The sequence below is a fragment of the Desulfonatronum lacustre DSM 10312 genome, assembly GCF_000519265.1.
Taxonomy (GTDB): Bacteria; Desulfobacterota; Desulfovibrionia; order Desulfovibrionales; family Desulfonatronaceae; genus Desulfonatronum; species Desulfonatronum lacustre.
Map to the genome: position 1 here is coordinate 1,483,582 of NZ_KI912608.1, position 23,081 is coordinate 1,506,662.

General features: G+C 59.6%; 23 protein-coding genes, 1 tRNA gene and 1 pseudogene. 13 read left to right on the forward strand and 12 right to left on the reverse strand.

Annotation, left to right across the window (positions count from 1 at the left end; all coding sequences use genetic code 11):
- The first annotated feature begins 22 nt into the window (after nucleotides 1-22).
- Nucleotides 23-98, forward strand: a tRNA-Ala gene (locus DESLA_RS0106990).
- Between the two features lie 189 nt (nucleotides 99-287).
- Nucleotides 288-1,115, forward strand: coding sequence for a tRNA1(Val) (adenine(37)-N6)-methyltransferase (locus DESLA_RS0106995; protein ID WP_028571892.1), 828 nt, complete (start codon nucleotides 288-290; stop codon nucleotides 1,113-1,115).
- Nucleotides 1,116-1,415: 300 nt separating this feature from the next.
- Here the strand turns inward: DESLA_RS0106995 and DESLA_RS23775 are convergent.
- Nucleotides 1,416-1,922 (reverse strand): annotated as a pseudogene (locus DESLA_RS23775) (CBS domain-containing protein); the annotation flags it as partial.
- A gap of 26 nt (nucleotides 1,923-1,948) precedes the next feature.
- On the opposite strand from DESLA_RS23775, the gene larC reads away from it, so the two are divergent.
- A complete protein-coding gene (gene larC / locus DESLA_RS19245) occupies nucleotides 1,949-3,208 on the forward strand; it encodes a nickel pincer cofactor biosynthesis protein LarC (RefSeq protein ID WP_084031947.1) in 1,260 nt (419 codons plus the stop codon).
- On the opposite strand, the gene thyX is transcribed toward larC, so the two are convergent.
- The 6 genes from thyX to DESLA_RS0107035 all read right to left on the reverse strand — a co-directional run bounded on the left by thyX (nucleotide 3,209) and on the right by DESLA_RS0107035 (nucleotide 8,009).
- On the reverse strand, nucleotides 3,209-3,958 hold the full coding sequence (thyX, locus tag DESLA_RS0107010; RefSeq protein ID WP_028571894.1) for an FAD-dependent thymidylate synthase: 750 nt from the start codon (nucleotides 3,956-3,958) through the stop codon (nucleotides 3,209-3,211).
- Nucleotides 3,959-3,967: 9 nt separating this feature from the next.
- Nucleotides 3,968-4,993 carry a Holliday junction branch migration DNA helicase RuvB gene (gene ruvB, locus DESLA_RS19250; protein WP_051434467.1) on the reverse strand — a complete coding sequence of 342 codons (1,026 nt, stop codon included), beginning with the start codon at nucleotides 4,991-4,993 and terminating at the stop codon, nucleotides 3,968-3,970.
- Between the two features lie 100 nt (nucleotides 4,994-5,093).
- Nucleotides 5,094-5,699 carry a Holliday junction branch migration protein RuvA gene (gene ruvA, locus DESLA_RS0107020; protein WP_028571895.1) on the reverse strand — a complete coding sequence of 202 codons (606 nt, stop codon included), beginning with the start codon at nucleotides 5,697-5,699 and terminating at the stop codon, nucleotides 5,094-5,096.
- A gap of 134 nt (nucleotides 5,700-5,833) precedes the next feature.
- Nucleotides 5,834-6,346: a crossover junction endodeoxyribonuclease RuvC gene (ruvC, locus tag DESLA_RS0107025; protein ID WP_028571896.1), complete on the reverse strand. Its 513-nt coding sequence runs from the start codon at nucleotides 6,344-6,346 to the stop codon at nucleotides 5,834-5,836.
- A gap of 36 nt (nucleotides 6,347-6,382) precedes the next feature.
- Nucleotides 6,383-7,126, reverse strand: coding sequence for a YebC/PmpR family DNA-binding transcriptional regulator (locus tag DESLA_RS0107030; protein WP_028571897.1), 744 nt, complete (start codon nucleotides 7,124-7,126; stop codon nucleotides 6,383-6,385).
- 295 nt (nucleotides 7,127-7,421) lie between these two features.
- Entirely contained in the window at nucleotides 7,422-8,009 is a 588-nt protein-coding gene (locus tag DESLA_RS0107035) for an RlmE family RNA methyltransferase (RefSeq protein ID WP_028571898.1), read from the reverse strand.
- Nucleotides 8,010-8,073: 64 nt separating this feature from the next.
- On the opposite strand from DESLA_RS0107035, the gene DESLA_RS19255 reads away from it, so the two are divergent.
- Nucleotides 8,074-9,672, forward strand: coding sequence for a glycosyltransferase family protein (locus tag DESLA_RS19255; protein WP_051434468.1), 1,599 nt, complete (start codon nucleotides 8,074-8,076; stop codon nucleotides 9,670-9,672).
- Here the strand turns inward: DESLA_RS19255 and DESLA_RS0107045 are convergent.
- Nucleotides 9,667-10,719 (reverse strand): hemolysin family protein, encoded by a 1,053-nt coding sequence (locus DESLA_RS0107045; protein WP_028571899.1) that lies wholly within the window; start codon nucleotides 10,717-10,719, stop codon nucleotides 9,667-9,669. The two genes, DESLA_RS19255 and DESLA_RS0107045, sit on opposite strands and share 6 nt — an antisense overlap.
- Before the next feature lie 149 nt (nucleotides 10,720-10,868).
- Here DESLA_RS0107045 and DESLA_RS19260 point away from each other — a divergent pair, with 149 nt between their 5' ends.
- Nucleotides 10,869-11,471: an HAD-IIIA family hydrolase gene (locus DESLA_RS19260; RefSeq protein ID WP_035261487.1), complete on the forward strand. Its 603-nt coding sequence runs from the start codon at nucleotides 10,869-10,871 to the stop codon at nucleotides 11,469-11,471.
- A gap of 19 nt (nucleotides 11,472-11,490) precedes the next feature.
- Here the strand turns inward: DESLA_RS19260 and dapB are convergent, their stop codons facing one another.
- The 3 genes from dapB to galE form a co-directional block, all read right to left on the reverse strand.
- Nucleotides 11,491-12,285: a 4-hydroxy-tetrahydrodipicolinate reductase gene (dapB, locus tag DESLA_RS0107055; RefSeq protein WP_028571900.1), complete on the reverse strand. Its 795-nt coding sequence runs from the start codon at nucleotides 12,283-12,285 to the stop codon at nucleotides 11,491-11,493.
- A 229-nt stretch (nucleotides 12,286-12,514) separates the two neighbouring features.
- The gene (locus DESLA_RS0107060; RefSeq protein WP_028571901.1) at nucleotides 12,515-13,006 is read right to left on the reverse strand and encodes a GNAT family N-acetyltransferase; all 492 of its coding nucleotides are present in this window, start codon (nucleotides 13,004-13,006) and stop codon (nucleotides 12,515-12,517) included.
- A 52-nt stretch (nucleotides 13,007-13,058) separates the two neighbouring features.
- A complete protein-coding gene (gene galE, locus DESLA_RS0107065; RefSeq protein ID WP_028571902.1) occupies nucleotides 13,059-14,036 on the reverse strand; it encodes a UDP-glucose 4-epimerase GalE in 978 nt (325 codons plus the stop codon).
- A 213-nt stretch (nucleotides 14,037-14,249) separates the two neighbouring features.
- Here galE and DESLA_RS19265 point away from each other — a divergent pair, with 213 nt between their 5' ends.
- The 3 genes from DESLA_RS19265 to DESLA_RS19275 all read left to right on the forward strand — a co-directional run bounded on the left by DESLA_RS19265 (nucleotide 14,250) and on the right by DESLA_RS19275 (nucleotide 16,955).
- Entirely contained in the window at nucleotides 14,250-15,071 is an 822-nt protein-coding gene (locus DESLA_RS19265; RefSeq protein WP_051434469.1) for a tetratricopeptide repeat protein, read from the forward strand.
- Nucleotides 15,068-15,997, forward strand: coding sequence for a cyclic di-GMP-binding domain-containing protein, MshE-related (locus DESLA_RS21600; protein WP_028571903.1), 930 nt, complete (start codon nucleotides 15,068-15,070; stop codon nucleotides 15,995-15,997). The genes DESLA_RS19265 and DESLA_RS21600 overlap by 4 nt, the downstream gene beginning before the upstream one ends.
- Before the next feature lie 106 nt (nucleotides 15,998-16,103).
- Nucleotides 16,104-16,955: a glycosyltransferase family 2 protein gene (locus tag DESLA_RS19275; protein WP_051434860.1), complete on the forward strand. Its 852-nt coding sequence runs from the start codon at nucleotides 16,104-16,106 to the stop codon at nucleotides 16,953-16,955.
- Here the strand turns inward: DESLA_RS19275 and DESLA_RS0107085 are convergent.
- Nucleotides 16,924-17,292 carry a molybdenum cofactor biosynthesis protein MoaE gene (locus DESLA_RS0107085; RefSeq protein WP_028571904.1) on the reverse strand — a complete coding sequence of 123 codons (369 nt, stop codon included), beginning with the start codon at nucleotides 17,290-17,292 and terminating at the stop codon, nucleotides 16,924-16,926. The genes DESLA_RS19275 and DESLA_RS0107085 overlap by 32 nt on opposite strands.
- 253 nt (nucleotides 17,293-17,545) lie before the next feature.
- Here DESLA_RS0107085 and DESLA_RS0107090 point away from each other — a divergent pair, with 253 nt between their 5' ends.
- The 5 genes from DESLA_RS0107090 to DESLA_RS0107115 all read left to right on the forward strand — a co-directional run bounded on the left by DESLA_RS0107090 (nucleotide 17,546) and on the right by DESLA_RS0107115 (nucleotide 22,928).
- Nucleotides 17,546-20,164 (forward strand): tetratricopeptide repeat protein, encoded by a 2,619-nt coding sequence (locus DESLA_RS0107090; protein WP_028571905.1) that lies wholly within the window; start codon nucleotides 17,546-17,548, stop codon nucleotides 20,162-20,164.
- Between the two features lie 288 nt (nucleotides 20,165-20,452).
- On the forward strand, nucleotides 20,453-21,178 hold the full coding sequence (locus tag DESLA_RS0107100) for a pyridoxine 5'-phosphate synthase (protein ID WP_028571906.1): 726 nt from the start codon (nucleotides 20,453-20,455) through the stop codon (nucleotides 21,176-21,178).
- Nucleotides 21,179-21,224: 46 nt separating this feature from the next.
- A complete protein-coding gene (locus tag DESLA_RS0107105; RefSeq protein ID WP_028571907.1) occupies nucleotides 21,225-21,626 on the forward strand; it encodes a holo-[acyl-carrier-protein] synthase in 402 nt (133 codons plus the stop codon).
- 13 nt (nucleotides 21,627-21,639) lie between these two features.
- A complete protein-coding gene (locus tag DESLA_RS0107110) occupies nucleotides 21,640-22,230 on the forward strand; it encodes a TrmH family RNA methyltransferase (RefSeq protein WP_028571908.1) in 591 nt (196 codons plus the stop codon).
- A complete protein-coding gene (locus tag DESLA_RS0107115; RefSeq protein ID WP_051434861.1) occupies nucleotides 22,227-22,928 on the forward strand; it encodes an L-threonylcarbamoyladenylate synthase in 702 nt (233 codons plus the stop codon). Before DESLA_RS0107110 ends, DESLA_RS0107115 begins: the two co-directional genes overlap by 4 nt.
- The last annotated feature ends 153 nt before the right edge of the window (nucleotides 22,929-23,081 follow it).

The following is a 23,081-nucleotide window of genomic DNA, read 5'->3' on the forward strand; positions in this document are numbered from 1 at the left end:
TAGGCTACTCTTCTTTCGAACAGGGGGCGTGGCTCAGTTGGGAGAGCGCTGCCTTCGCAAGGCAGAGGCCGGGGGTTCGAATCCCCCCGTCTCCACCAGAACTTCAAGGGGCAGAGGAGCTATCTTCTCTGCCCTTTTTGATTTTCGCCGGACGCACTCAGCAGACATACTCACCAGGCACACTCATAGGACACGCTCACCCAAGCTGTTCCTAGCATTACCGTGGTTCTTGAATACCGATCCAGCGAGCCGCCCATTTCGATTTCGCGGAAAGCAGGCAAGACTCCATGAGCTTCCAAGACGACCCCAATCCGCATCGTCGCTCCTTTCCGCGAGGACTGGTCCAGCCGAAGCAAGGCTTTCGATTTTCCATCGACGCCCTTTTGCTTGCCTGTTTCGCGGCCGGTCGCCAACATCGAAAGGTCATCGACCTGGGGACCGGGTGCGGCGTGATCAGCCTGGGCCTCCTCCTTATTGATCCGAAAGAGCGTTCCCCAGGGGAATCGTTTCATGTTCTCGGGGTAGACAGCAACCGAGAGATGGTCGCCGCGGCCCAAGCCAATACCGAGAAGCTCGATTTCGGGACCCGCTTCACTCCGGTTATCGGCAACGTCGCGGCCATGAACGAAATTCCGGGATTCCGACCCGGCAGCTTTGACGCAGCGCTCTGCAATCCTCCATATCGGCCGGTCGGCCATGGACGCATGCCGTCCAACCCGGCAAAACAATCCGCGATGTTTGAAACCGGCACACGCATTGAGGACTTCCTTAAAGCGGCGTCACTGGCCTTGGCGACCAGGGGGCGGCTCTACATGGTCCATCTGCCGGAGCATCTCCCACGGCTCCTCGGCCATCTCGCGGCCGCCAAGCTCGCACCGAAACGCCTGCGCCTGGTCCATCCCCACCAAAACAAACCGGCTTCCTTGCTTTTGCTGGAAACCAGAAAAGGGGGCAACCCTGGTTTGTCCGTCGAGGCCCCCTTGATTTTGTATCACCGCGACCGCTCTCCAGCTGGACACGTCGTCCATCGAACCACCGCCGAGGCGCTGGAGTTTTGCCCTTTCCTGGCCTCCAACAACTCACGCCCCGCATCAAAGCCGTCGGAGCGCCCGTGATCTCCGCATCTATTTTACGGGATGCAGATTTTCCCTAGCCCAGTACAACAATTCGAATTGTTTCAATTTCTCCAACAAGGCGTCCAGGACGTTCTTTTCAAGGTCTTGAATCCGGACGTACACCTGTCGATAGCCTTCTTCCTCCTGCTGACCGTAAGAGGTCAGGATGCTGATGATCCGAGCCTGTTCGTGGCGCAACGCTTCGAGCACTTCCTTGAGACTGCCCTCAGTGTTGGGCAGCTTGAACGCCAGCAGAACTCCACCGAAATGCGCTCCGGTTATGGCAATCAGCACCTTGAAGATGTCGCTCTCCGTAATGATCCCGGCAATCTTGCCCTGAGCGTCGACCACGGGTAGGCCGCCGACCCTTTTTTCCATCATGACCAGGGCCGCTCGTTCGATGGTGTCCTCCGGCAGGACGGTGAAGGGCTTTTTGGTCATGATGTCTTTGACCTTGATCTCCGAAAGGAGATAGTACAGCTCGTGGATGTCAAGGGTGGTGGCCTTGGACGGCGAGGCTTCCTTGATATCCCGGTCCGTGACGATGCCGAGCAATTTCTTGTCGGCATCCACCACGGGAAGGCGTCGGATGCGCTTTTCCTTCATGATCTTGGAAACCTTCATCATAGAGACGTCCGGTTCCACGGAAATGACCTCCCTGGTCATCCAGTCACTGATCAGCATGGATAGTTCCTCCTTGGAAGATGAGACATTGAGATCCGTGTCGTCGGGACGCCGTTGTTTCACGGACTGCGCGTCGCGCCCGCCACGGGCCGAAAGACCGACATCAACCGCATGAAAAGACATACCAGTTCAGCCTTGGAAAGGAAACCATGAAAGCACTGTATTTAGACTGCCCCAGCGGGATCAGCGGTGATATGCTGCTCGCCGGTTTGATTGATCTTGGATTGGGCATCACCGACCTGGAACGGATTTTTCACCAGGCCGGAATGGACGTAGACCTGCGCACGGTGCACGATGTCCGGTGCGGACTTGCCGGGAAACGATTGGAAATACGGTCGAATGCCACGCAGCCGTTGCGCCGTCTCCCGGAAATCCTGGAGCTTCTGGACGGCTTGGCCCTGCCTCCGGATGTGGGCCGACGCGCCAGGCGGGCCTTTGAGCGGCTGGCCGAAGTGGAGGCCAAGGTTCACGGCGTTGATCCGTCGGTCATCCATTTTCATGAAGTCGGCGCCGTGGATACCGTGGTCGATGTTGTCGGGACCTTCTGGGGACTGCACGAGTTGGAAATAACCACCGTTCATGCCGGACCGCTGCCCTGGTTTCGAGGCCAGGTGCGCTGCGCCCACGGCCTCTTGCCTTTGCCCGCCCCGGCGGTGGTGGAATTGCTCCACGGTAAACCCGTTTTCAGCACGGACCACACAATGGAGTTGATCACCCCCACCGGGGCGTTGCTTGTGGACCAACTGGTGGACGAATTTCGTCCCGGGCCTCAGGGCACACTGCTGCAATGCGGCATCGGGCTCGGCACCATGGACTTGCCCGCCCAGCCCAACGCTTTGCGCTGCCTGCTCTACTCCCCTTCCCTTTCAGGCAATGGGAAAGGATTGCCGAACGCGGGATTGGAGCGCACGGAAGAGATCGTCCAGTTCTCCACGAACATCGACCATCTGACCGGAGAGGAATTGGGGGGCTGTTTCGAGGCGTTATTCCAGGCCGGTGCGCTGGATGTTCTGTTTCTTCCGGGAATGATGAAGAAAAATCGTCCAGGCGGGCAGCTTCAGGTGCTCTGCCGACCAAAACACGCCGCCGCCGTGCAGCAAGCCGTTTTTCGGCAGACACTAACCCTGGGCGTACGTCGCCAACGCCTGGAACGGGTCGTCCTGGCCCGGCGCGAGGTCGTTGCCGAGACGCCCATGGGCGCGTTGCCGGTCAAGCAAGTGGGAATGGAAGGTGAACGATACGAACGGCCGGAATTCGAAGCTCTCCAGGAACTGGCTAGGCGGACGGGACGATCCGTAGCCCAGTTGCGCTACTTGCTGGGACCGGTCAACGCCGTGGATCAACACTGCGCGGAAAAAACTCTCGCAGGGAAGGACGATCGGAACGAAGGCGAAGAACGAGGGGAGTGATTATCCGCCGGATTGAGACGGCTTCGGCTGCAACGGGTAGCGGCCGCAGGTAAAGCGCTCCCCTTCAGGACAGTATCCCAGACCGACGCAGCGTGCCCCGGCGTGCTGGAACACGACCGGCAACTGCTCTTGGCAAATGACCAGCATTTTCTTGGCCATGGCCCGAATTTCCCACTGAGCGCGCTCGCAGCACCGCAGGGCGAAGAAGTGCAGCAGGCTGCGGCAGTTCATGGTCAGGACGATTTTGCTCTCCGCGGCCTGGGGCAGAACGAACCGGGCATCCTCGTTGGCCTTGGCCCCCTTGCGGCCATGGGCCTGGAGCAGTTCCCGCAAGCGCCCGTAGGTCTGGGCGGTCCGGGCCATGAATTCCTCGAACAATTCCCTGGCTTCCGGAATCTTGGCGATCTGGGGCGGCAGAACGTATTCGAACCCGCTCTCGTTCACGTAGCGCTGGCTTTGCTGGGAATAGGAGGCCAGCCGGTGACGCACCAGTTGGTGGGTCAAGGCCCGGGAAACCCCTTCCACGGCAAAGGTGAAGCTGACGTGCTCCACCGGGCTGTGATGGCCGGACTCCATCACGTCCGCGACGAAACGGGCCTGCTCCGCGACATCCACCTCCCCACCCACCAGCCTCGGCCAAAGCTCACCCACATACCCAGGGCTGTAACACTGCCGAAACGCGGCGTAGATCACGGACAACGCGTCGGGGGTCATGGACAGTAGGCGGACGTTAAGTCGGGCTTGAGACATGAATTTCCTTTATTCAAAATCCAGCGTTCCCTGCTCACGAGCGGCGAAGGCTTGAGGGACGCGTTCCTTGAGGTGGGCGAAAGCCTGGGCCGTGGCTACGCGGCCGCGGGCCGTGCGTTTGATGAACCCGCATTGGATCAGGTACGGCTCGTAGATGTCCTCGATGGTCCGGACCTCTTCGGAGCAGGCCACGGCCAGGGTCTTGACCCCCACCGGACCGCCCTGGAACTGCTTGATCAGAGCGCTGAGGATGCGCCGGTCCATCTGATCCAGGCCATGGGCGTCCACGTCCATCCGGCCCAGGGCCTCCTGGGCTAACCGGGCGTCGATTTGAATGCCGCCCTGCACCGAAGCGAAATCCCAAACCCGACGCAGCAGGCGGTTGGCGATCCGGGGCGTACCCCGGGCGCGGCGGCCGATCTCCAATGCGCCGTCGTCGGTGATCGTCGCGGACAGCAGGGCCGCGGCCCGCCGGATGATGGTTGCCAGCTCCGCCTCGTTGTAAAAATTCAGCCGGGAAATCACGCCGAAGCGATCCCGCAGCGGAGAGGTCAGTAATCCGAGGCGGGTCGTGGCCCCGACCAGGGTGAAGGGTTCCAGATCGATCTTCACGGTACGCGCGCCCGGCCCTTGACCGATGATCAGATCCAGCTTGAAATCCTCCATGGCCGGATAGAGAATCTCCTCCACGCTGGCCGGCATGCGGTGAATTTCATCGATGAACAGCAGATCCTGACGCCCCAGATTGGTCACGATGGCGGCCAAGTCCCCACTGCGCTCCAGAACCGGACCGGATGTGGTCACAAGATTCACCCCCAGTTCGTTGGCCATGATCTGGGCCAGGGTGGTCTTGCCAAGCCCCGGAGGACCGTAAAACAAAGTGTGGTCCAAGGCCTGTCCGCGATCCCGGGCCGCCTGCAGGAAAACCCGCAAATTAGCCCGCAGATCGTCCTGCCCAATGAAGTCATCCAGTCGCTTCGGACGGATGGTCTCTTCAACGGGCAACGTTTGGGGCAAGGCTTGAGCCTGGGTCATAGTGCTTCTTTGCGCGTCTGCCGCGCCTCTCCATAGTCGCCCCGGAACCATTGCAAAACGGTTCGGGAGCCTTCACCGTTGTTTCGGGTTGATCTCGAATTCATTTCTTGGACGCCATCCCTTTCAGCACAACCCGAATCACCTCGCCGGGAGCCAGGTCCGGTTCGTCCCGCAAGGCCGCGTCCACCAGCGGAGCGACTTCGGCTTCGCAGTAGCCAAGGTTGACCAACCCGGCCAGGATGTCGCCCCGAACCCAGGATGGGCCGGAAGCCGCTTCGGCTTGGCGCGGAGCCGCGGGCAGGATCTTCAGTTTGTCTTGCAGTTCCAGGAGAATGCGCTGAGCGGTCTTCTGGCCGATGCCCGGAACCTTGGCCAGGGAATAGCCGTCCTGCTTGGCCACGGTTTCCCGCAGGGAGGCCAGGTCGAAGTGGGAGAGGATCGCCAGAGCGGTTTTCGGACCCAGCTTGGAAATGCTCAGCATGACCTCAAAGGCGGCCCGCTCTTCCCAGGTCGCGAAGCCATACAGTTCCAGGGCGTCCTCACGGACCAGCGTGTAGACGAAATAGGCGGCCTCGTCTCCAGGGGCGGGTAGATTTTGAATCTCCCGCACCGGCAAAACCAGGGCGTATCCCACCCCTCCGGAGGTGGCCAGAATGCAGCCCTTAGGAACTTTTTGCAGAACCCGGCCTTGCAGGTATCCGATCATGAATGCCTCGAACGGGTGAAAAGAAGAAAAAAATGACGAAGAAACCGCCGAGGGAGGCGGCAACCGCGAACTGCTCAGTAGCCGGGCAAGCATGATCTGGATGCCCGCCTTCGCGGGGATGAAGAGTATGGGATTCAGCCATGAACTCGACTCCCGTCGGCCAGACGCAAAAAGCGCTGCTGGTTGACGTGACAGATGGCCACGGCCAGGGCGTCGCTGGCGTCCACGGCCCAGTCCGGCTTGGACACTCCCAGAAGCCGCGCCACCATGAAGGCCACCTGGGATTTTTCCGCCCGGCCCACGCCCACGATGCTCTTCTTGATCATGGTCGGCTCGTAACTGAACACCGGAACCCGTCCCTGGGCGCAGGCCGCGATGGCCACGCCCCTGGCCTGACCGAGCTTGAGCGCGGAAGACGGGTTGCGGGCCTGGAACACGTTCTCAATGGCGCTGTTGGCGGGCCGGTGCTGGGAGATAATCTCCACGAGTCCAAAAAAAATCTGGCCCAGGCGAACATCCATCCCAGCGTCCGCGATGGTCCGGATAGTCCCGGCGTCGACCAGGGAAAGCCGGCCGGAAACCTCGCGGATCAATCCGTACCCGGTGATCCGCGATCCGGGATCGATCCCCAGGACGATCAATCCCATTCCTCCTGATCCGACACGGGAATCGCCCTTGGTCGGCTATTCATCCTGCATTAATTCTTCCGGAAAGTCACAGTTGACGTGGACGTTCTGAACGTCGTCGTAGTCTTCCAGGAGATCCATCAGCCGGATGACCTTGCGTCCGGTCTCCACGTCCACCGGAACCAGATTCTGCGGGACCATGGTCACTTCTTCGCTGAGCGGGGTCAGTCCGGCCGCGGCAAAAGCCTCCTGCACGGCCTGAAAATGCTCCTGAGACGTGCTGACCTCCCAGACGTCGCCATCTTCGCGGATGTCCTCCACCCCGGCTTCCAGCCCGATCTCCAGCAGCTGTTCGTCGGTATGGTCGGCCCGGTTGAAGGTGAACAGGCCCTTCTTGTCGAACATCCAGCCCACACAGCCGGATTCGCCCAGGTTCCCGCCGTTCTTGGAAAAGATGTGCCGCACGTCCGCCACGGTCCGGTTGCGGTTGTCCGTGGCCGCGTCCACGAGAATAGCTACCCCGCCCGGCCCGTAGCCCTCGTAGGTGATCTCGTCCAGGGCCTCGCCGCCCAGTTCGCCGGTTCCTTTTTTCAAGGCCGTGTCGATCTTGTCCTTGGGCAGGTTAACGGCCTTGGCCGCGGAAATGGCCGTTCGCAACCGGGCGTTGCTGTCCGGATCACCGCCGCCCTGCCTGGCCGCGAGCATGATTTCCTTGGTCACCTTGGTGAATACCTTGCCCCGCTTCTTGTCCTGCACGGACTTGCGGGCCTGGATGTTCTTCCACTTGCTGTGTCCTGCCATGGAGTATCCTTCTCTAATCGATTGATTTGTGGAATGAAGTCTGCCGGGTAGCTGCCAAGCCCGCTTTGCTCTCTGCAAAACCTCTATAATTTCAAAGCTGTAGATTGCAGCATGTTCAAAGAAAACATCCAAGGGGGGCCAGCAATCATCCAAATCGAAATCACTATCGAAATCGGAAAGTTACCAGAAATCGATTTCAATCACGATTTCGATCACGATTCAGAGCGCCCGTAGTGAAAGGACAAAAATGCCCTGGGATAGCTGCAAAAAATCTTGAGATGTCACGAAAGGCCGCCTACTTCTTCCCGGTGGCAATGTAGAACATTTCCTTGCTTTCCGCCCGGGAGCTTTTGGGTTTGAAGCCTTGCACCCGCGAAAAGACGGTCCGCATTTCATCCAACAATTGCTTGGCTTCCTGGGCTTCGAAGAACTTGACCACGAACGAGCCGCCCTTTATCAGGCAAGCTTTACACAGTGCAAGGGCCTGATCGGCCAGGTCCAGGGAGCGGGCCTGGTCCGCGAACTTGACGCCCGTGGTGCGGGGCGCCATGTCGCTGAGCACCACGTCGAACGGGGCCGTTTCCAGGATCAGGCGATAGCCGTCCCCGGACTCGTCGAAAACGTCGCCCTGCATGAACAGCGCCTGTTCGGGCAGGTCGATGGTCAGCGGGTTCAGGTCCAGGGCCAGCAAACGGCCCGAGGGACCGACTTTCCCGGCGGCGTACAGCGACCACGACCCCGGCGACGCGCCCAGATCCAGCACCTTTTGACCGGGACGCAACAGCTTGAACCGTTTGTCCGCTTCCTTGAGCTTGTACACCGAACGGGCCGGGTAGTTGTCCTGCTTGGCCCGTTGAAAGTAGTGATCCCGATACGTTTTCATCCTGCCCACCTCTGTTTCCGCCGGGCAGCCTACCCGAAACCCGCTCCGGAGCCAAGCGCCCCCAATGACCGGCAAACCGACGCAAGACCGAAAGACACGCCCTCAACGCATTCAGGTCCTGGACCAGTTCGGACGCCGCAAATCCCTTCCCGGTGATCCAAAGCAGTATCGGATACTCTACGCTGGAGACGGGGCCGCAAACTCCGGCGTTCTCCTGCTGGGCATCGGGCCGGACCCGGACGTTGTCGTGGACATGCTTCGAGATCAAGGCGACGTGGCCTACCTGGAGTGCCCGGAGCTGCAACGCCAAATGCAACACCAGGCGCCCTCCGGTCACCGAGCCGCCCTACCCGCCCGGTGGCGGCCCGTCACCCTCCACGACCTGGACGATCCGGACCTGATCTCCAGGACCATCCTGTTCTACGGGCCGGGACTGACCCTTTTCCCGGATTTCTGGTCCCCGGCCCTGGCCCGGATCGCCCTGCGACGCCTTTCGCCTCCGACCGCCCAGGACAAAAACCTCGCCTGGCTGCCCGCTTCCGAGCACAGGTTGTTGGCCCGCGAACTGACCCGGGCCTTCACCTCCCAGGGCTTGACCGTACGGTTGGTACCGGAATCCATGTCGCCTCGGGAAACGCTCGGACGACTGAAGGAGGAGCGGCCGGACCTGTTCTTCAGCGTCAATTTCCAGGGGCTGGACCCTCAGGGCCAAAACCACGCCCTGCTTCGGCACGCCGGGGTTCAGGTCTGCGTCTGGTGCGTGGACAATCCGTTTCACCTGCTGACCGGGCTGCGCTCGGCCTATTGGAAACAATGCCGGTTGTTCGTCACGGACGACTGGTTCATTCCCCGCCTGCTGGAACAAGGCGCGACCCAAGTCGCTCATTTACCTCTGGCCGCGGCCGAACATTTTCTCCATCCGGCAACACCTTCTCCTTCGAAGGAAGACTGGTCCGAACTCCACCGAAGGGTCGTGTTCGTCGGACGCTCGGCCTTTCCGGGAAAAGAGCGCTTTTTCGCCGGTTGCGCGGTTCCGGAAAATCTGGAGCCAAGGGCCGCGGCCTTTATGGCCCAGGGCGGGCGTCCGGACTTTTCCTGGTGGTGGAAACAATTGCGCTTCCCGGCCTTATGGCCGGGACAAGCGGCGCGCCAGGTGGGGTTCGCCGCCGAGGAGTTCAGCCGACGTCGCCGCGCGGCTTATCTTCAGGCAGCGGGCCGGGATGGAAATCTGACCGTATTCGGAGACGCGGGCTGGAACGACCTGCTTGAAAAGAGCGACGTCCGCCCGGAAGTGGACTACTACGGCCCCCTGGCTCAAATCTATCGCCAGGCCCGTGTCACCCTGAACCTGACCAGCCTGCTCCTGCCCCACGGCCTGACCCAGCGCAACTTCGACGTCTGGGCCGCGGGAGGCTTCCTGCTCACGGACCACACCCCCGGCTTGGCGATCTTCGACCCGGAGCTAATTCGGGAAGTCACCTTCACGACTCAAACGTCCCTGCACGATCGTATTCGTCGCTTGGACGACGATCCGCCCCTGGCCGGCCACCTCAAACACGCATGGCGCGACCACATCCTGACAAAACACCTCTACACCCAACGGATCGTCACGGTGCTGGAAGCCGCCGCAAGCCGCGAAGCTCGGGCGTTCCTCCCATCATGACGCCTGGGACGTCGTCTTTTTCGCCACCAGTTGACTGCGTCGCTGCCGGGCCAGCTCGCGCATGTCCACGACCTGGTCGGTCTCGTCCACGATCTCGCTGCCCAGGATCTCCTCCAGCACATCTTCCAGGGTTACCAGTCCGACCAAGCCTCCATATTCATCCAGGACAATGAACAGGTGCATCCGAGACTCCAGAAAGCGCACCAACAGCTTGTCCAGGGTAATGGATTCCAGAACGAACTGAACCGGCTTCATCAACCTGCCCAGCACCAGATCGTCCTGGTCATTGGCCAGGGCTTCCAGTAATTCACGCCGATACACGATTCCCACGATATCTTCCTGGTCCTCGTCCTCGTAGACCGGAATACGACTGTGCGGCCACACGGTCTTCAACGTTCTGGCCTCGCCCACGCTCAGTTCAACCGGAAAGGAGAAAATCACCGTGCGCGGGGTCATGATATCCTTGACCATCTTGGTGTCCAGGGACAAGATGTTGCGGATGGACATCTCCTCATAATGTTTGATGACCCCGGCCTTTCGGGTCAGGCTGATCACGGCCCGCAGGTCGTCTTCCGTGGCCTCTGGTCCGGCTTTTTTCCGCCCGATCAATCGGGTTATCCGGTCCATCAGCCAGATCACCGGGCTGAACAGCACCACCAGAAAACATAAAGGCTGGGCCAGGAAACCGGCAAGTTGCCGATTGTACATCACGCCCATGGTTTTAGGAAGGATCTCGGCGAAGACCAGGATGATCATCGTGAAGACGGCGGAAAAATAGATCAGACTCTCCGTGCCGAAGAGCGCGGCGGCGAAAGCCCCGGCCACAGCCGCCCCGGCCGTATTGGCCACGGTGTTCAGGGTCAGGATCGCGGCGATGGGCCGCTCGACATTATTCCGGAGGTCAAAGAGCAGCACGCCGCTCTTTTTTCCGCTCTTGCGCATCTGCTCCAGATGGCTCCAGGGAACGGAATAGAGCACGGCCTCGGACAACGAGCACAGCCCCGAAACCAAGGTCGCCAGACCGACCACCAACAGCAACTCGAACATCGCGCCATCCTGACGTGAGCGAAGCGCAAAACAGCGTTTTGCGTCCCGCTCGTTGAAGATTGACGGTTGATCGTTGATGGGTGATCAACGAAACATCCGCATTCCAAATTACCAAACCCGACGCACTACAACCAATGAAGCGACAATCCATGTACGAACAAATCCACAACATCCTTCTGGACCGCGACGGCACGGTCATCGAAGAGCGCCATTATCTGGCCGCCCCGGACGGCGTCCAACTCATTCCCGGAGCCGGTCCGGCCCTGCGCGCCCTGATGGACTCCGGACGACGCCTTTTTCTGGTCACCAACCAATCCGGCATCGGGCGGGGCTATTTTTCCCTTGCCCAATATGAAGCCGTGCAGGGGCGCTTGCTCCAACTTCTGAGCGAAGAGGGCGTGGAACTCACGGCCACCGTGATGTGCCCCCACGGCCCGGATGACGGCTGCGTCTGCCGCAAGCCTCTGCCCGGCCTGTGGGAGGAACTGCGGGCCACGCACGGTCTCGACCCGGCCCGGACCATCATGATCGGCGACAAGGTGGCGGACATCCGCTTCGCGCGATCCGCGGGCCTGGCCGCCGCGGCCCTGGTACTCACGGGCCACGGCCGACAAACGGCGATAGACCAGGACCTGGGCCTGCCGCATCCGCTCGCAAAGGCCGTGGCCCTGCACCCGCTGACAATCCCGGACCATCCGGACATTCTGGCACCGGACTTGGGCGCCGTGGCGGATCTGCTTCTGAAAACCTGACGCTTCCTGATGCCAAGTCCTACAACGCCGTATCCAGCATGTCCGCGATGGCGTAGAGCTTGCCGGGCTGTTGACCGGACAACCACTTGGCGGCCCGCAGCGCGCCCTGGGCGAAGGTTTCTCGGGAATGGGCGCGGTGGGTGATCTCGATCCGCTCCCCGGGGCCGAAAAAATAGACCGTGTGATCTCCGACCACATCCCCGCCGCGCAAGGTCTGCACGCCGATCTCCTCGGCCGGACGAGCGCCGATGATGCCCTCCCGGCAGCACTGCTTGACCGTGTCGTACTCCCAGCCTTTGGCCTCGGCCAGACACTGGGCCAATTTGACCGCGGTGCCGCTGGGCGCGTCCTTCTTGGCCTTGTGGTGAATTTCCATCAGTTCCAGGTCGTAGGCCGGACCCAGCAGGGCCACGAGCTGGGGCAGGATGCGCAACAGCACGTTCACACCCACGCTCATGTTCGGGGCCCAGAGCACCGGCGCGGCCTTGGCCGCCTCACGCAGTTCCTCGGTTTGCTCCCGGGTCATGCCCGTGGTCCCGATCACGGCCCGATGCCCGGTCTTGGCCACGGTCTTGGCCGTAACCACCGAGGCTTCCGGCGCGGTAAAGTCGATGACCACCGCGTCTCCCAGCCCGTCCAGCACCTGCTCCAGACTGTCGCCATGCACGCAACCGTGCGCTTCCAAGCCCTGCTCATGTCCCGGACGTTCCACCACTCCGGCCAGAGTCAGTTCCGAATCCTCTCGCGCCAACCGGGCCAACGTCGCGCCCATCCTGCCGTTGGCTCCCATAATAACCACGGAACATACACTCATGATTGTCTCCTGTTTTGTCTGTTATCCCATTTCCAATTCAAAGCTTCTCTTTCGGTATCAGAATCGAGGTCCGAATCGGGGTCGGCGTCGGTATCGGTATCGGTATCGGGATCGATACTGTTTGTTCGCCAATAATTCTCATTCGATCCCGATTCGGATACCGATACCGACCCCGATATCTGCATTCTCTCAAGTAAATAACGCATTGCCCAAGTAGAACTGGCAGTACTTATGACGGACTGCCCGGGGCGCGCAGTCGCATATGAATCAGCGCGACCCGGCTCCCACTCTTATCACGTCGTTCCTCCACGGCATAGGGTTGGAATTCCAGCCGGGGATACAGCAACAACCCGGCAACGTTGCGGTTGAAGCACGATACCGTCACCTCGGCCGCCCTGTATTTCGTGAAAGCAAGGTCAATCATTCGCTCAACGAGGTACCGACCCACGCCCTTTCCTCGCGCCGTCGGGGAGACGATGACGTTGCCGATGGAACAGCATCCTTCCGTTTCCCAGCGATAAAAATTGGCGAACGCGACGACGTTTCCGTTATCCTCCACCACCGTGGAATCCGAGCGTTGACGGACGGCCTCCAGCAGTTGAGGCGGCGTCAACGGATACGTGGCCTTGGGATACGCGAAGAACAGCTCGTCCTCGTTGCGTGGGAATGAGCAAATGGCGTGGAGGTCGCTTTCAGCGGCGGGGCGGTGGGTCAGGATCATGATTCGACGGCATTCCCAAAGGAGGACGGTTCCCGGCCCGAACGGCGTGCAATCATCGTGGTCCGGCGTGCCAGTCCCAGGCCGTCCGGACAATGTCCTCCAATCGAGGAAGGCTCGGTTCCCATCCCAAAACGGCCCGGGCCTTGTCCGCCACGGCCACCAGGGCCGGAGGGTCTCCGGCCCGCCGGGGGGCGTCCAGAGTCGGCACCTCTCGTCCGCCCACTTCCCGGACCATGTCCACGACCTGACGTACACTGTGCCCCGAGCCGGTTCCCAGATTGAACGCCTCGCTGCGATCCTCGTCCAGCAGGAATCGCAACGCGGCCACATGGGCCCGAGCCAGATCGGCGACATGGATATAATCCCGAATCGCCGTCCCGTCCGGAGTCGGATAATCCCGGCCAAAAACGGACAACGGCCCGCGCTTGCCCTGGGCCGCGAGCACGGCCAGCGGGATCAGGTGGGTCTCCGGATCGTGCTCCTCACCCAGTTCACCGTCCGGATCGGCTCCGGCCGCGTTAAAGTAGCGCAGGGCCACGTGACGCAGACCATAGGCCGCGTCGAAGTCCCGGAGCATTTGTTCGATCATCAGCTTGCTCCAGCCATAGGGGTTGACCGGATGCTGGGGATGGGACTCGGGAATGGGAATCTCCAATGGTTCGCCGTAGGTGGCGCAGGTGCTGGAAAAGACGATCCGCCGACAACCATGTCGGAGCATGGCCTCCAGCAAGCTGAGCGACCCGGCAACGTTGTTGCGGTAATATTTTTGGGGATCGGTCACGGACTCGCCCACATAGGCATAGGCCGCGAAGTGGATCACCGCCTTGGGCGCATGAGTCGCGAACAACGCGTCAAGAACGGCCCCGTCCAGGATGTCCCCCTTGACCAGTTCTCCCCAGCGCACGGCCCACTCATGGCCGTAAACCAGGTTGTCCAAGGTCACCGGTCGATATCCGGCCGCGGCCAGGGCCTTGCAGGTCTGGCTGCCGATATACCCGGCCCCGCCGGTTACCAGGATGACGTCGCTCATATCCTCGCCCCTTTTTGACTATCGCTTGGCTGCTTTTTATCGAAATCGCAATCAAAACCGCATTCGATTCCGATCAATCTTCGACTCAGTGGCCATTAAGACCAAATCCACCCTGCTTTCCTTCTCCGACCGCTTGCGTCCCCCGCTGTTGCCAACTACAAAAAGAAACCCGTGCGAGGCGACACATCAACTTTTTTCCTATTTCCTTCAGCAATGCAATACCATCCGACACCAGTCACCCCTCCCCCTTCTCAGGACGTCCGCATCAAGGGGGTCTTTTCCACCACCTCCCGCATCACCGTGGGTTTTGGGCACACCAAAAAGAAAATCAGTCAAAACGTTCTGGTCTTTGCCGTTGAGGAAGAAGACGGCAATATTTCCATCCAATCCCTGAACGCCCATTTCGTTCCCACGGGAACGGCCAAGGTGATCACCCGAGAGAATCTGCTCAAAAACTACCTGCCCGAGCCGGACGTCTACCTTTCCAAGGTCTTCCCCATGATGCGCACCGTGGAAAAGTCCGTGGCCCGCGGCGAACGGCATCTGCGCAACAACGAAACCTTCAGCGCGGAAATGGAGTTCAAGACCGCCCTGCGCATCGACGAGGAAAACATCCGGGCCACCTTCGGACTCGGCCTGTCCTATCTGGCCCGAGGCGACACCCAGCGAGGGGCCATCGTGTTTCGTCGCCTGGTTCGCCTGGAGGCGGCCTTTGAACCGCGACACAAGCACATGTTCAACCAGTTCGGCATCTCCCTGCGCAAGAACAAGATGTACCCCCAGGCCCTGAAGTACTACGCCAAAGCCAGGATCATCAGCGGCGAGGACGAAAACCTGATCTTCAACATGGCTCGCACGTTTTATGAAAAAGATCGCCCGACCTTGGCCTTAAAATTCGTCGACAAGGCTCTGGCCATGAACCCAAACCTGACCGAAGCCCGAAAATTCAAGACGTTTCTGGAAAAACGCATCGGCTCGTCCTCTCCAAAAGCTTCGAACACCCCCAAACCTACCAAAACTTACAAATTTCTATGACCCGAACACCGGCGGCGAACCCAAACCCCATTTTCTTCGGCCAGTACCTGCTTCAGGCCGGGATCATCACCGAGGCCCAACTCCAAGAGGCCCTGGCTTTGCAGGAACGGCACAACCAGTTGCTTGGCGAACTGGCCCTTTCTCGGGGTTATCTGAGTGAAGATCAGATTCAGGAGACGACCAGAGAACAAAAACTCTTGGACTTGCCCTTCGGCGTGATCGCTTTGCGGAAAAATTTCCTGACCCCGAAGCAATTGGACGACCTTCTTTTTTCTCAAATCGTGGCCACCACCCATATCGGCGAAGCCCTGGTGGAACTGGGCCACCTGACCGCTTCCGACCTGGGGCGATTGCTGAACGCATATAATCTCCATGCAGAGGACCGCCAACGCAAAATCGAGGCCGGGTTGCGCTCTCTGCCTCAATCCTCAGTGATCGTCGCTGGAATTGAGGCCCTGCACCGGACTTTTCTGCGATTCGCCCACTCCCCCACGACCATCGCGGGCCTTAACAAGCCGCCTCTCACCGATCTCTCCTGGACGTTTCTGGTCTGGCTGGAGACCATCGACGGAACCTGGGTCGCCATGGCCACCAGCCTCAGCGAACGCAACGCCCTGAAAATCGCGGCGAAACTGGCGGTTTCCGAAGCGGATGTTCATTGTGATCTGCGCTGCCAGGGCCGAAACAGGCTCTTCTTCACCATTGTCAAACGCTACTTCGTTCACCTGCTGAACAAGCAGGGCATCCAGGTCGCCCAGGCCGGGATGCGCAAGGGCGACATCGACGCCTCCCCTCGCTTGTCCTCGACCCTCCCCCCGGAAGGCCGACAGGACGTCAGAGTCCAACTGGTCTCTCCCGTAGGCCCCATCGAAGCGCGCTTCTTCCTCTCCGGCTGGAAGCAGCCGGTTGCTGACGCAGAGCCCTGAGGTCAACCGCCGAACTCCATGCGCTGCCCCCACTTCCAGCCCTCGGGCCAAAACTCGACTGACCAAGACTCGGCTTCCCGCCCGCGCTGAGTCCGGTGAAGGCGTCGTGCTGGTTTCCATCGTCATTCCGGTCTTCAACCGCTCGGAGCAGATCCTCCGGGCGGTCCGCTCCGTACTGGCCCAGCGCGGCCGTCACAGCCCCTGGAGGGGATTGGAAGTATTGGTGGTGGACGACGGGAGTACGGAAGGAATCCCGACGGCGCTGCGCGAAATCCGGGATCCGAGAGTGCGGATTCTGCGCCACGATCAAAACCAAGGCGTTTCCGCTGCTCGCAACACGGGGCTGACGGTGGCCCAGGGCGAATACCTGGCGCTGCTGGATTCGGATGACTGGTGGTTGCCGGAAAAACTGGCGACCCACCTTGCCTACCATGAAGCCGGAGGCTGGCGCATTTCCCAGACCGACGAAATCTGGATTCGCCGAGGACGTCGGGTCAACCCCATGGTCAAACATGCCAAACCCGAAGGCTGGTTTTTTGAAGACGCCCTGAAGCTGTGCCTGATCAGCCCGTCCTGCGTACTGTTCGACCGCCGGTTCTGGGAAGAGGTCGGGCCCTTCGACCCTGCACTCCCGGCCTGTGAGGATTACGATCTCTGGCTACGTACGCTGATCCGCCATCCCGTGGGCTTCTGCCCTGAAAAGCTGGTCCACAAGACCGGCGGCCATCCGGACCAACTCTCCAGAAAAATCATCGGCCTGGATCTCTTCCGGATCCAGGCTCTGGTCAAGCTGCTGCGAACCCAGGTCCTCTCCTCGCTGCAACGCTTGGCCACGATCCGGGAACTCCGAGCAAAGGCACGGGTCTACATCAGCGGCTGCCTCAAGCACGACAAGCCTGAGGAGGCTGAACGGATCAAGCTGTGGCTCAGCCCGTGGCTGGAATCTCCCGCTTGCTGACGCCCTCGGCCTTGATTCGCTCCAAAAGCTCTGAAAGAACGGGCTTGACGTGCTCGCGCACGTCCCCGGCCACGATAATGAACAGCAGATCGTCGCCGGGCTGGAACAGTCCGGACCTGGCCTCCACCACGATTCGAAAAATGCCCGGTTTGGCGGAAAATTCCCGGACCAGTTCCTGAATTTTTTCCTGATCCGGGGTTACTTCCAAGGCCTGGACCTGTTGCTTGTCCTTTCTGGACCAGCTACGAACAGTACCGTTATGCACGAGCACCATGCCGACGTTGTCCACGAATCCGGGTTCCTGTTTCAATTGCCCGATGGCCTTGCTGATATCCATGCTCCCATCCTTCATTTATGAGTTGACGACAACGGCTCCGCCCATCTGTTTTGCCTTCAAATGGCGGTATCAGGTCTTGGCTCTGGAATCGAAATCGGTATAGAAATCGAAATCGAAATCGAGAAGAACAAGCGCGTCATTGAATGACGGCGATACCGATTTCGATATCGATTTCGATCCCGGGCATGCCCGGGCTGCTTCTGTCATCTGAACATAAAGCGGAATCAAAACCGCCGATTCTCCCGAGGAAGTCATGTATCTGCTTTCCGATATCTTGAAAAGTCTGCCCAAAGTAACCAACCCTCGTCTGGTGCTGTCTGGGTTCGGCGTCTGGGTGCTCTGGCGTAACAAGGCCGGCAGCACCACTCACCAGACCTTGACGCGCTTCGGCGGAATCAAGATCAGCATCGGCTCCAATCAAAGTCTGTGGTACTTTCCAAACTCCCAGGTTTTTCCGGCTCTGGCGCGAATGCTGCTCTGGACCAAGGTCCACCCCGAACCGGTACTGAGCCAGGTATTGCCGGCCAAACTGATCTTGGGAGAATCAAACAGCGAACTCTCGTTAAGCATCTCCAACCAACTCGCGGAGCAAAAAATCACTCCAGGGGAGTCCTTCGACGTCTGGGTCCATCCGGACTTGATCAGTCACGTTTCCACCTTCCCCGGTCTGGGAGTCGAACAACGCCCGCCGATGTTCGGGATGACGCCCATCAACTGGCATGCCATCAAGGTTGATCCCGGCTTTTCCTTGGACGCGGATCTTGGATGGTTTTTTTTCATCAAGCCCATGCAGGACAAGGAAAGCGAAAACTACGTTCTGCGTTGGAAAAATTTCTACATGCGCCTGAAGACCATTCTGGACCGTCTGGGCATCCGCTACATCTATCAAGACAACTTGCTCTTCTTTAAAATCGACGGGCTGAACCAACTCTCTTCCTGGATTCGAGAAATTCTGGCGACCATCGCGCATCACAAATCCGACGAACCGGACGCCTACTGGCCTTGCCTTTACTGCGCCGTTCAGTCCCAAGGCCTGAACTTCAACGACGAACTGCCGACCAAAATCCCGATCACTTGGGACCGCCTCGCCCCGGACACCCCTCATCTCCCCCTCAGCACGGGACTTCTGCTGCGCGACGAATTCGCGATTACTTTCTTGGATGCGGCGGGCGACCTGCCTCTGGATTCTCTTTGCCAACTCGGTCTTTCCGACCACGATTCCCCTGAACGACGCAGGGTGGATTTTCCGGCCTCAGCTTCCCTGTCCGCCGGAAAAAAAGCGCCCTGCTTTTATTGCGGCATGAAATCTCACGAATCGTCAAATTGCCCCAGTCGACAGATCTTCAACGCGGAACCGGGAGTCTGGGACAAAGTCGGGGTCATGGACATCAAGGAGCTGGCCAAGGCCGTCAAAACCCTAGACAAAACCGTCGGCAACGGAGAGCTTGCCGCCATGCCGGAACTGCTGCTGGCCGAGGGACCGGAACATACTTTTCTCAAAGCTGTTTTTGAAATCAATTGCCCGACTCAGCACCGGATGATGCGCATGGTTTGGCGCAGCCGCGGCAAGGAATTGCCTGACGGACTGCGCCAACTCTCCCCGCCTGAGGGCGAATACGTCTGGTCGGCCTTGGAAAACACCCGCTCACGCAACTATTCCCAAGCCGAGCGCATGATGCAGCAGGCCATCCTGCGAACGTCGAAAAACTACCAACCTCATGTTCTGCTGGGATTCATCGCCTTGGAGACGGGAAATCCACGCCAGGCCGAGGGACATTGGAAAAATGCTCGGAACCTGTGCTATACCCCGTTGCAACAAGGGTACTTGCTGTTTCTCAAGGCACGGCTGCTCGAGATCCAAGGGACATACGACCAAGCCCATGAAACATATTCAGACTCCCTGCGCTATTCCCCAAAATGGCTGGAGCCCCGCTATCGCCAGGCGGTTTGCCTCACGAAAAAAGGCTTCCTGGATCAAGCCTGGACAATTTTCGTCGACCTGATCATCCAGGAGCCGCACATTTTCAACCGCATTCTCTTCGACCACGAGCTTGAGCGTGGGCGCTCCTTCTTGCTTTCGGCCCTGGCCGGTCCATGGACGGCGACCATACAAAAAGCCGAAAAAGAGCAGGACGCGCTCAAGCAACTTTGCTCGAAACTGGAGACGTGGTTCGGACCGGATAACCAGTTTCGCAAGGATACTGAGGAACGTGCCGCGACCCTTCAGAAAAACAGCCAAGTGGAAAACTATGTGTCCTTCACCAAACTAGCCGAAGTCACCGAAAAACTGCATAAGGAAACTGACCGTGAGATCAAGGAGGCCGTAGCTTCCTTAAAAAAGGAAGCCCAGAACAATATTGAACGGGCTGGCGCCATTTTTGATGAAATCGCCTATTTCCCTTTTCCAAAACTGATCAGCAAAATCAACCGCGATTATAACCAGGCAGGCCGTATTCTTCAGCGCATTGCCAAGTCGGATCTGAGCAACGGCAGTTCCTTTCGGCAAGCCACCATGGAAATGAAAGAGGCGGGCGACATCCTGGACAGGATGGGCAAGCGCATGAGAAGTTTGGTAATCCTCAGAGAAGGGGCACTCTTTTTCTTGTTTTTAAGTAAAACGTTCCTTTGGCTGGCCATGTTCGGATTGCTGGCTTCAATCATCGCGGTTCCGGCCCTGTTGTACGCGATCCAGGAGTCCGGCTCCGTCTGGGCCACGGAGTGGATGACGACTCAACGATGGCAGGTCCAACGTACCGTAAGCATGCTCATGATTCTCATCAGCGGAGTCGTCGCCGCGCTCTGGACCACCGCACGGTATGCCAAGACGAAACAAAAATATTTGGCAAAGGCAAGGCAGAAGCGAAAAAAATGACCCCTGACCGCGGTTACCTCATCAAAATCCAAATCGCGATCGAAATCGAAATCGGAATTATGCTGTGCATCACCTTGTGATTACGATGTTCGATTACGATTTCGATTTCGATTCAGTTAGCGGGTGGGGATCGAGAACAAATCTGCCCTGAGGTTTGGTATCCTGCCACTTTACCAACCATGTCCTTTTGGACTAAATTGCAATACCCCCTGGCATATCGACAACCATGGACACGGCGTTTTTTTTCGCCCCATTTCAAAATAGCACCAGATAAGGAGACCACGATCCATGCCCGTTCTCGTCGTCAACGTCGACCATGTCGCCACCCTGCGCCAAGCCCGGATGGGCCGCGAACCCGACCCGGTCACCGCCGCCCATTTGGCTGAATTGGGCGGAGCCCACGGGATCATCGTCCATCTGCGCGAGGACCGTCGGCACATCCAGGACCGGGATCTGGCCCTGCTCAAGGAAACCGTGCAGACCAACCTGCACCTGGAAATGGCCGCCACCAAGGAAATGCATGCCATTGCCCTGGCCACTCATCCCCACATGGTCTGCCTCGTCCCGGAAAAACGGGAAGAACTGACCACAGAGGGCGGACTGAACCTGATCGGTCGAGAACAGAACCTCCGGGACTACCTGACGGACATCCACGCCGCCGGGATTCTCTCCAGCCTGTTCATCGACGCGGACCCGGAACAGATCCAGGCCGCCAAGGCTATTGGCGCGGAGTACATTGAAATCCATACCGGCCATTACGCGGATGCGCCGAACCGGGGACAACGCGAAGCCGAACTGACCAAAATCCTCCACGGCATCCAACTCGCCCAGGACATCGGGCTGAAGGTCAACCTCGGCCACGGCCTGAACTACACCAATGTCCTGCCCTTTGCCCAAGCGCCCGGCATCAAGGAATACTCCATCGGTCACAGCATCATGGCCAGGGCTATTCATGTCGGCCTGCGCCAAGCGGTTCGCGAAATGACGGACATCATCCAGACCTTTTCCGCCTGAAAACCGGAACCATGCCGTCTTCACAAAACAAGCCGCGGAAAGCCCCATGCCCATAGTCGGCCTGGGGCTGGACGTGGTGGAACTGGACCGGATCCGAAGAATCTGGGAACGTTTCGGCGAAACGTTTTCCCGGCGCGTGCTTACGGAAACCGAACAAACCCATCTATCAAGGGCCCATGCCGGACCACCGGTTCCCTATCTGGCGTCCCGGTTCGCGGCCAAGGAGGCCGCGGTCAAGGCCCTGGGCACCGGATTCCGTCACGGCATCACGTTCCAACAAATCGAAGTTTCCTCACGCTCTTCCGGTCAACCGGAGCTGAAATTCTCCGGCGCGGCCCAAGACGCCGCCGCCAGGCTCGGGGCGCATCGCGTCCACCTCAGCCTGACCCACGGTCGGGACACCGCCGCGGCGGTGGTCATTCTGGAAGGCGACACGCAGCCCTGGTGAACTAACCACGACCATGAGAACCTCCATCACTGAACAACGCGTCCACAGGATCCGGGAAGTCCTGGCCAAACGACAGAAAGATCTGACCCTGATCCTGAACAACATTCACGACCCGCACAACGTCTCCGCCATCCTGCGCAGTTGCGACGCTTTCGGGGTGCACGGCGTGCAGTTGTACTATACCCGCGAATCTTTTCCCCTGGTGGGCAAGCGCTCCTCGGCCTCAGCCAAGAAATGGGTGGACCGGGTTCGGCACCATGACGCCGCGACCATGATCAACGGACTCCGCGCCCAGGGCTACCAGATCATCGGCACCAACCTGACCGTTGACGCCAAACCGCTCCCGGAGTGGGACTTCACCGGCCCCACGGCCATTCTCCTGGGCAACGAGCACCGCGGCCAGGACCCGGCCCTGGACGCCCTGATCCCGGACAACCTGTTCATCCCCATGCAGGGCATGATCCAGAGTCTGAACGTCTCCGTGGCCGCGGCCGTGATCCTCTACGAGGCTTGGCGGCAGCGCCAAGCCCGTGGCTGTTACGACCGGCCCAGTTTTGATTCCGAGGAAATGGAGGAGTTGGTTTGCTCCTGGATGACCCGATGAACTCGAAAGTGAACGGGCAACACCGTCAGCGGGAACTCATCCTGGCGGCAAAAGCCATCACCCAAGGGGAACTGGTCGTCTATCCCACCGAAACCCTCTACGCCCTGGGCGCGGACATTCGATCCGAGGACGCCGTCCAGCGGGTCTTCCGAGCCAAGGGTCGGCCCCAGGGCAAGCCGTTGCCCGTGCTCATCGGCGCACCGGAGCAATTGGCCATGGTCACGGACCATCGCGACGCCCTTCTTGACCGACTGATCCGCGATTTCTGGCCCGGTCCCTTGAGTATTCTTGTTCCGGCCCGGGTCGGACTGTCGCCGCTTTTGCAGGACCACAACGGCTTCATCGCCGTGCGCTGGACCTCCCACCCCACGGCCCAGGCCCTGGCCGTCCAGAGCTCCACCCCGCTGACGGCCACCAGCGCCAACACCAGCGGCCAATCCGCGGCCTCCCGCCCGGAGCACCTGGATCCGAAACTGACAGCGACCCTCTTCCTCGAAGCATGTTCCTCGCCGTCACCACCATCAAGCCAAGACGAGTCGAATTCCATCAAAGGCATGATCCTCAAGCAACCACCCTATCCGGCCGGAGGAGCGCCTTCCACCGTTGTCCGTATTCTGCCCGACGGACGCTTGAAGATTTTTCGCTTGGGAGCAATCAGTTTGGAGCAGCTTCAACAGGTCGGCTGGGAGGTCGGTTGAATTTTTTGAACCAGAATTTACCGGAAACCGCGCCGTTCAATTCTAGGGTATAATTTTTTGTACGCCTTTGACCAAATTTTTCGATCCGCGACCTGACTCCAAGGGGTCGAAGGGACGAAGCGTTGATCCGGGAGAAGGAGGCCAGGACAGGGT

Excerpts from the sequence above, each read along its gene's own strand:
- DESLA_RS0106995 (WP_028571892.1), top strand. The coding sequence starts at position 288 with ATGAGCTTCCAAGACGACCCCAATCCGCATCGTCGCTCCTTTCCGCGA.
- larC (WP_084031947.1), top strand. The coding sequence starts at position 1,949 with ATGAAAGCACTGTATTTAGACTGCCCCAGCGGGATCAGCGGTGATATG.
- thyX (WP_028571894.1), bottom strand. The coding sequence starts at position 3,958 with ATGTCTCAAGCCCGACTTAACGTCCGCCTACTGTCCATGACCCCCGAC.
- ruvB (WP_051434467.1), bottom strand. The coding sequence starts at position 4,993 with ATGACCCAGGCTCAAGCCTTGCCCCAAACGTTGCCCGTTGAAGAGACC.
- ruvA (WP_028571895.1), bottom strand. The coding sequence starts at position 5,699 with ATGATCGGATACCTGCAAGGCCGGGTTCTGCAAAAAGTTCCTAAGGGC.
- ruvC (WP_028571896.1), bottom strand. The coding sequence starts at position 6,346 with ATGGGATTGATCGTCCTGGGGATCGATCCCGGATCGCGGATCACCGGG.
- DESLA_RS0107030 (WP_028571897.1), bottom strand. The coding sequence starts at position 7,126 with ATGGCAGGACACAGCAAGTGGAAGAACATCCAGGCCCGCAAGTCCGTG.
- DESLA_RS0107035 (WP_028571898.1), bottom strand. The coding sequence starts at position 8,009 with ATGAAAACGTATCGGGATCACTACTTTCAACGGGCCAAGCAGGACAAC.
- DESLA_RS19255 (WP_051434468.1), top strand. The coding sequence starts at position 8,074 with ATGACCGGCAAACCGACGCAAGACCGAAAGACACGCCCTCAACGCATT.
- DESLA_RS0107045 (WP_028571899.1), bottom strand. The coding sequence starts at position 10,719 with ATGTTCGAGTTGCTGTTGGTGGTCGGTCTGGCGACCTTGGTTTCGGGG.
- DESLA_RS19260 (WP_035261487.1), top strand. The coding sequence starts at position 10,869 with ATGTACGAACAAATCCACAACATCCTTCTGGACCGCGACGGCACGGTC.
- dapB (WP_028571900.1), bottom strand. The coding sequence starts at position 12,285 with ATGAGTGTATGTTCCGTGGTTATTATGGGAGCCAACGGCAGGATGGGC.
- DESLA_RS0107060 (WP_028571901.1), bottom strand. The coding sequence starts at position 13,006 with ATGATCCTGACCCACCGCCCCGCCGCTGAAAGCGACCTCCACGCCATT.
- galE (WP_028571902.1), bottom strand. The coding sequence starts at position 14,036 with ATGAGCGACGTCATCCTGGTAACCGGCGGGGCCGGGTATATCGGCAGC.
- DESLA_RS19265 (WP_051434469.1), top strand. The coding sequence starts at position 14,250 with ATGCAATACCATCCGACACCAGTCACCCCTCCCCCTTCTCAGGACGTC.
- DESLA_RS21600 (WP_028571903.1), top strand. The coding sequence starts at position 15,068 with ATGACCCGAACACCGGCGGCGAACCCAAACCCCATTTTCTTCGGCCAG.
- DESLA_RS0107085 (WP_028571904.1), bottom strand. The coding sequence starts at position 17,292 with ATGGATATCAGCAAGGCCATCGGGCAATTGAAACAGGAACCCGGATTC.
- DESLA_RS0107090 (WP_028571905.1), top strand. The coding sequence starts at position 17,546 with ATGTATCTGCTTTCCGATATCTTGAAAAGTCTGCCCAAAGTAACCAAC.
- DESLA_RS0107100 (WP_028571906.1), top strand. The coding sequence starts at position 20,453 with ATGCCCGTTCTCGTCGTCAACGTCGACCATGTCGCCACCCTGCGCCAA.
- DESLA_RS0107105 (WP_028571907.1), top strand. The coding sequence starts at position 21,225 with ATGCCCATAGTCGGCCTGGGGCTGGACGTGGTGGAACTGGACCGGATC.
- DESLA_RS0107110 (WP_028571908.1), top strand. The coding sequence starts at position 21,640 with ATGAGAACCTCCATCACTGAACAACGCGTCCACAGGATCCGGGAAGTC.
- DESLA_RS0107115 (WP_051434861.1), top strand. The coding sequence starts at position 22,227 with ATGAACTCGAAAGTGAACGGGCAACACCGTCAGCGGGAACTCATCCTG.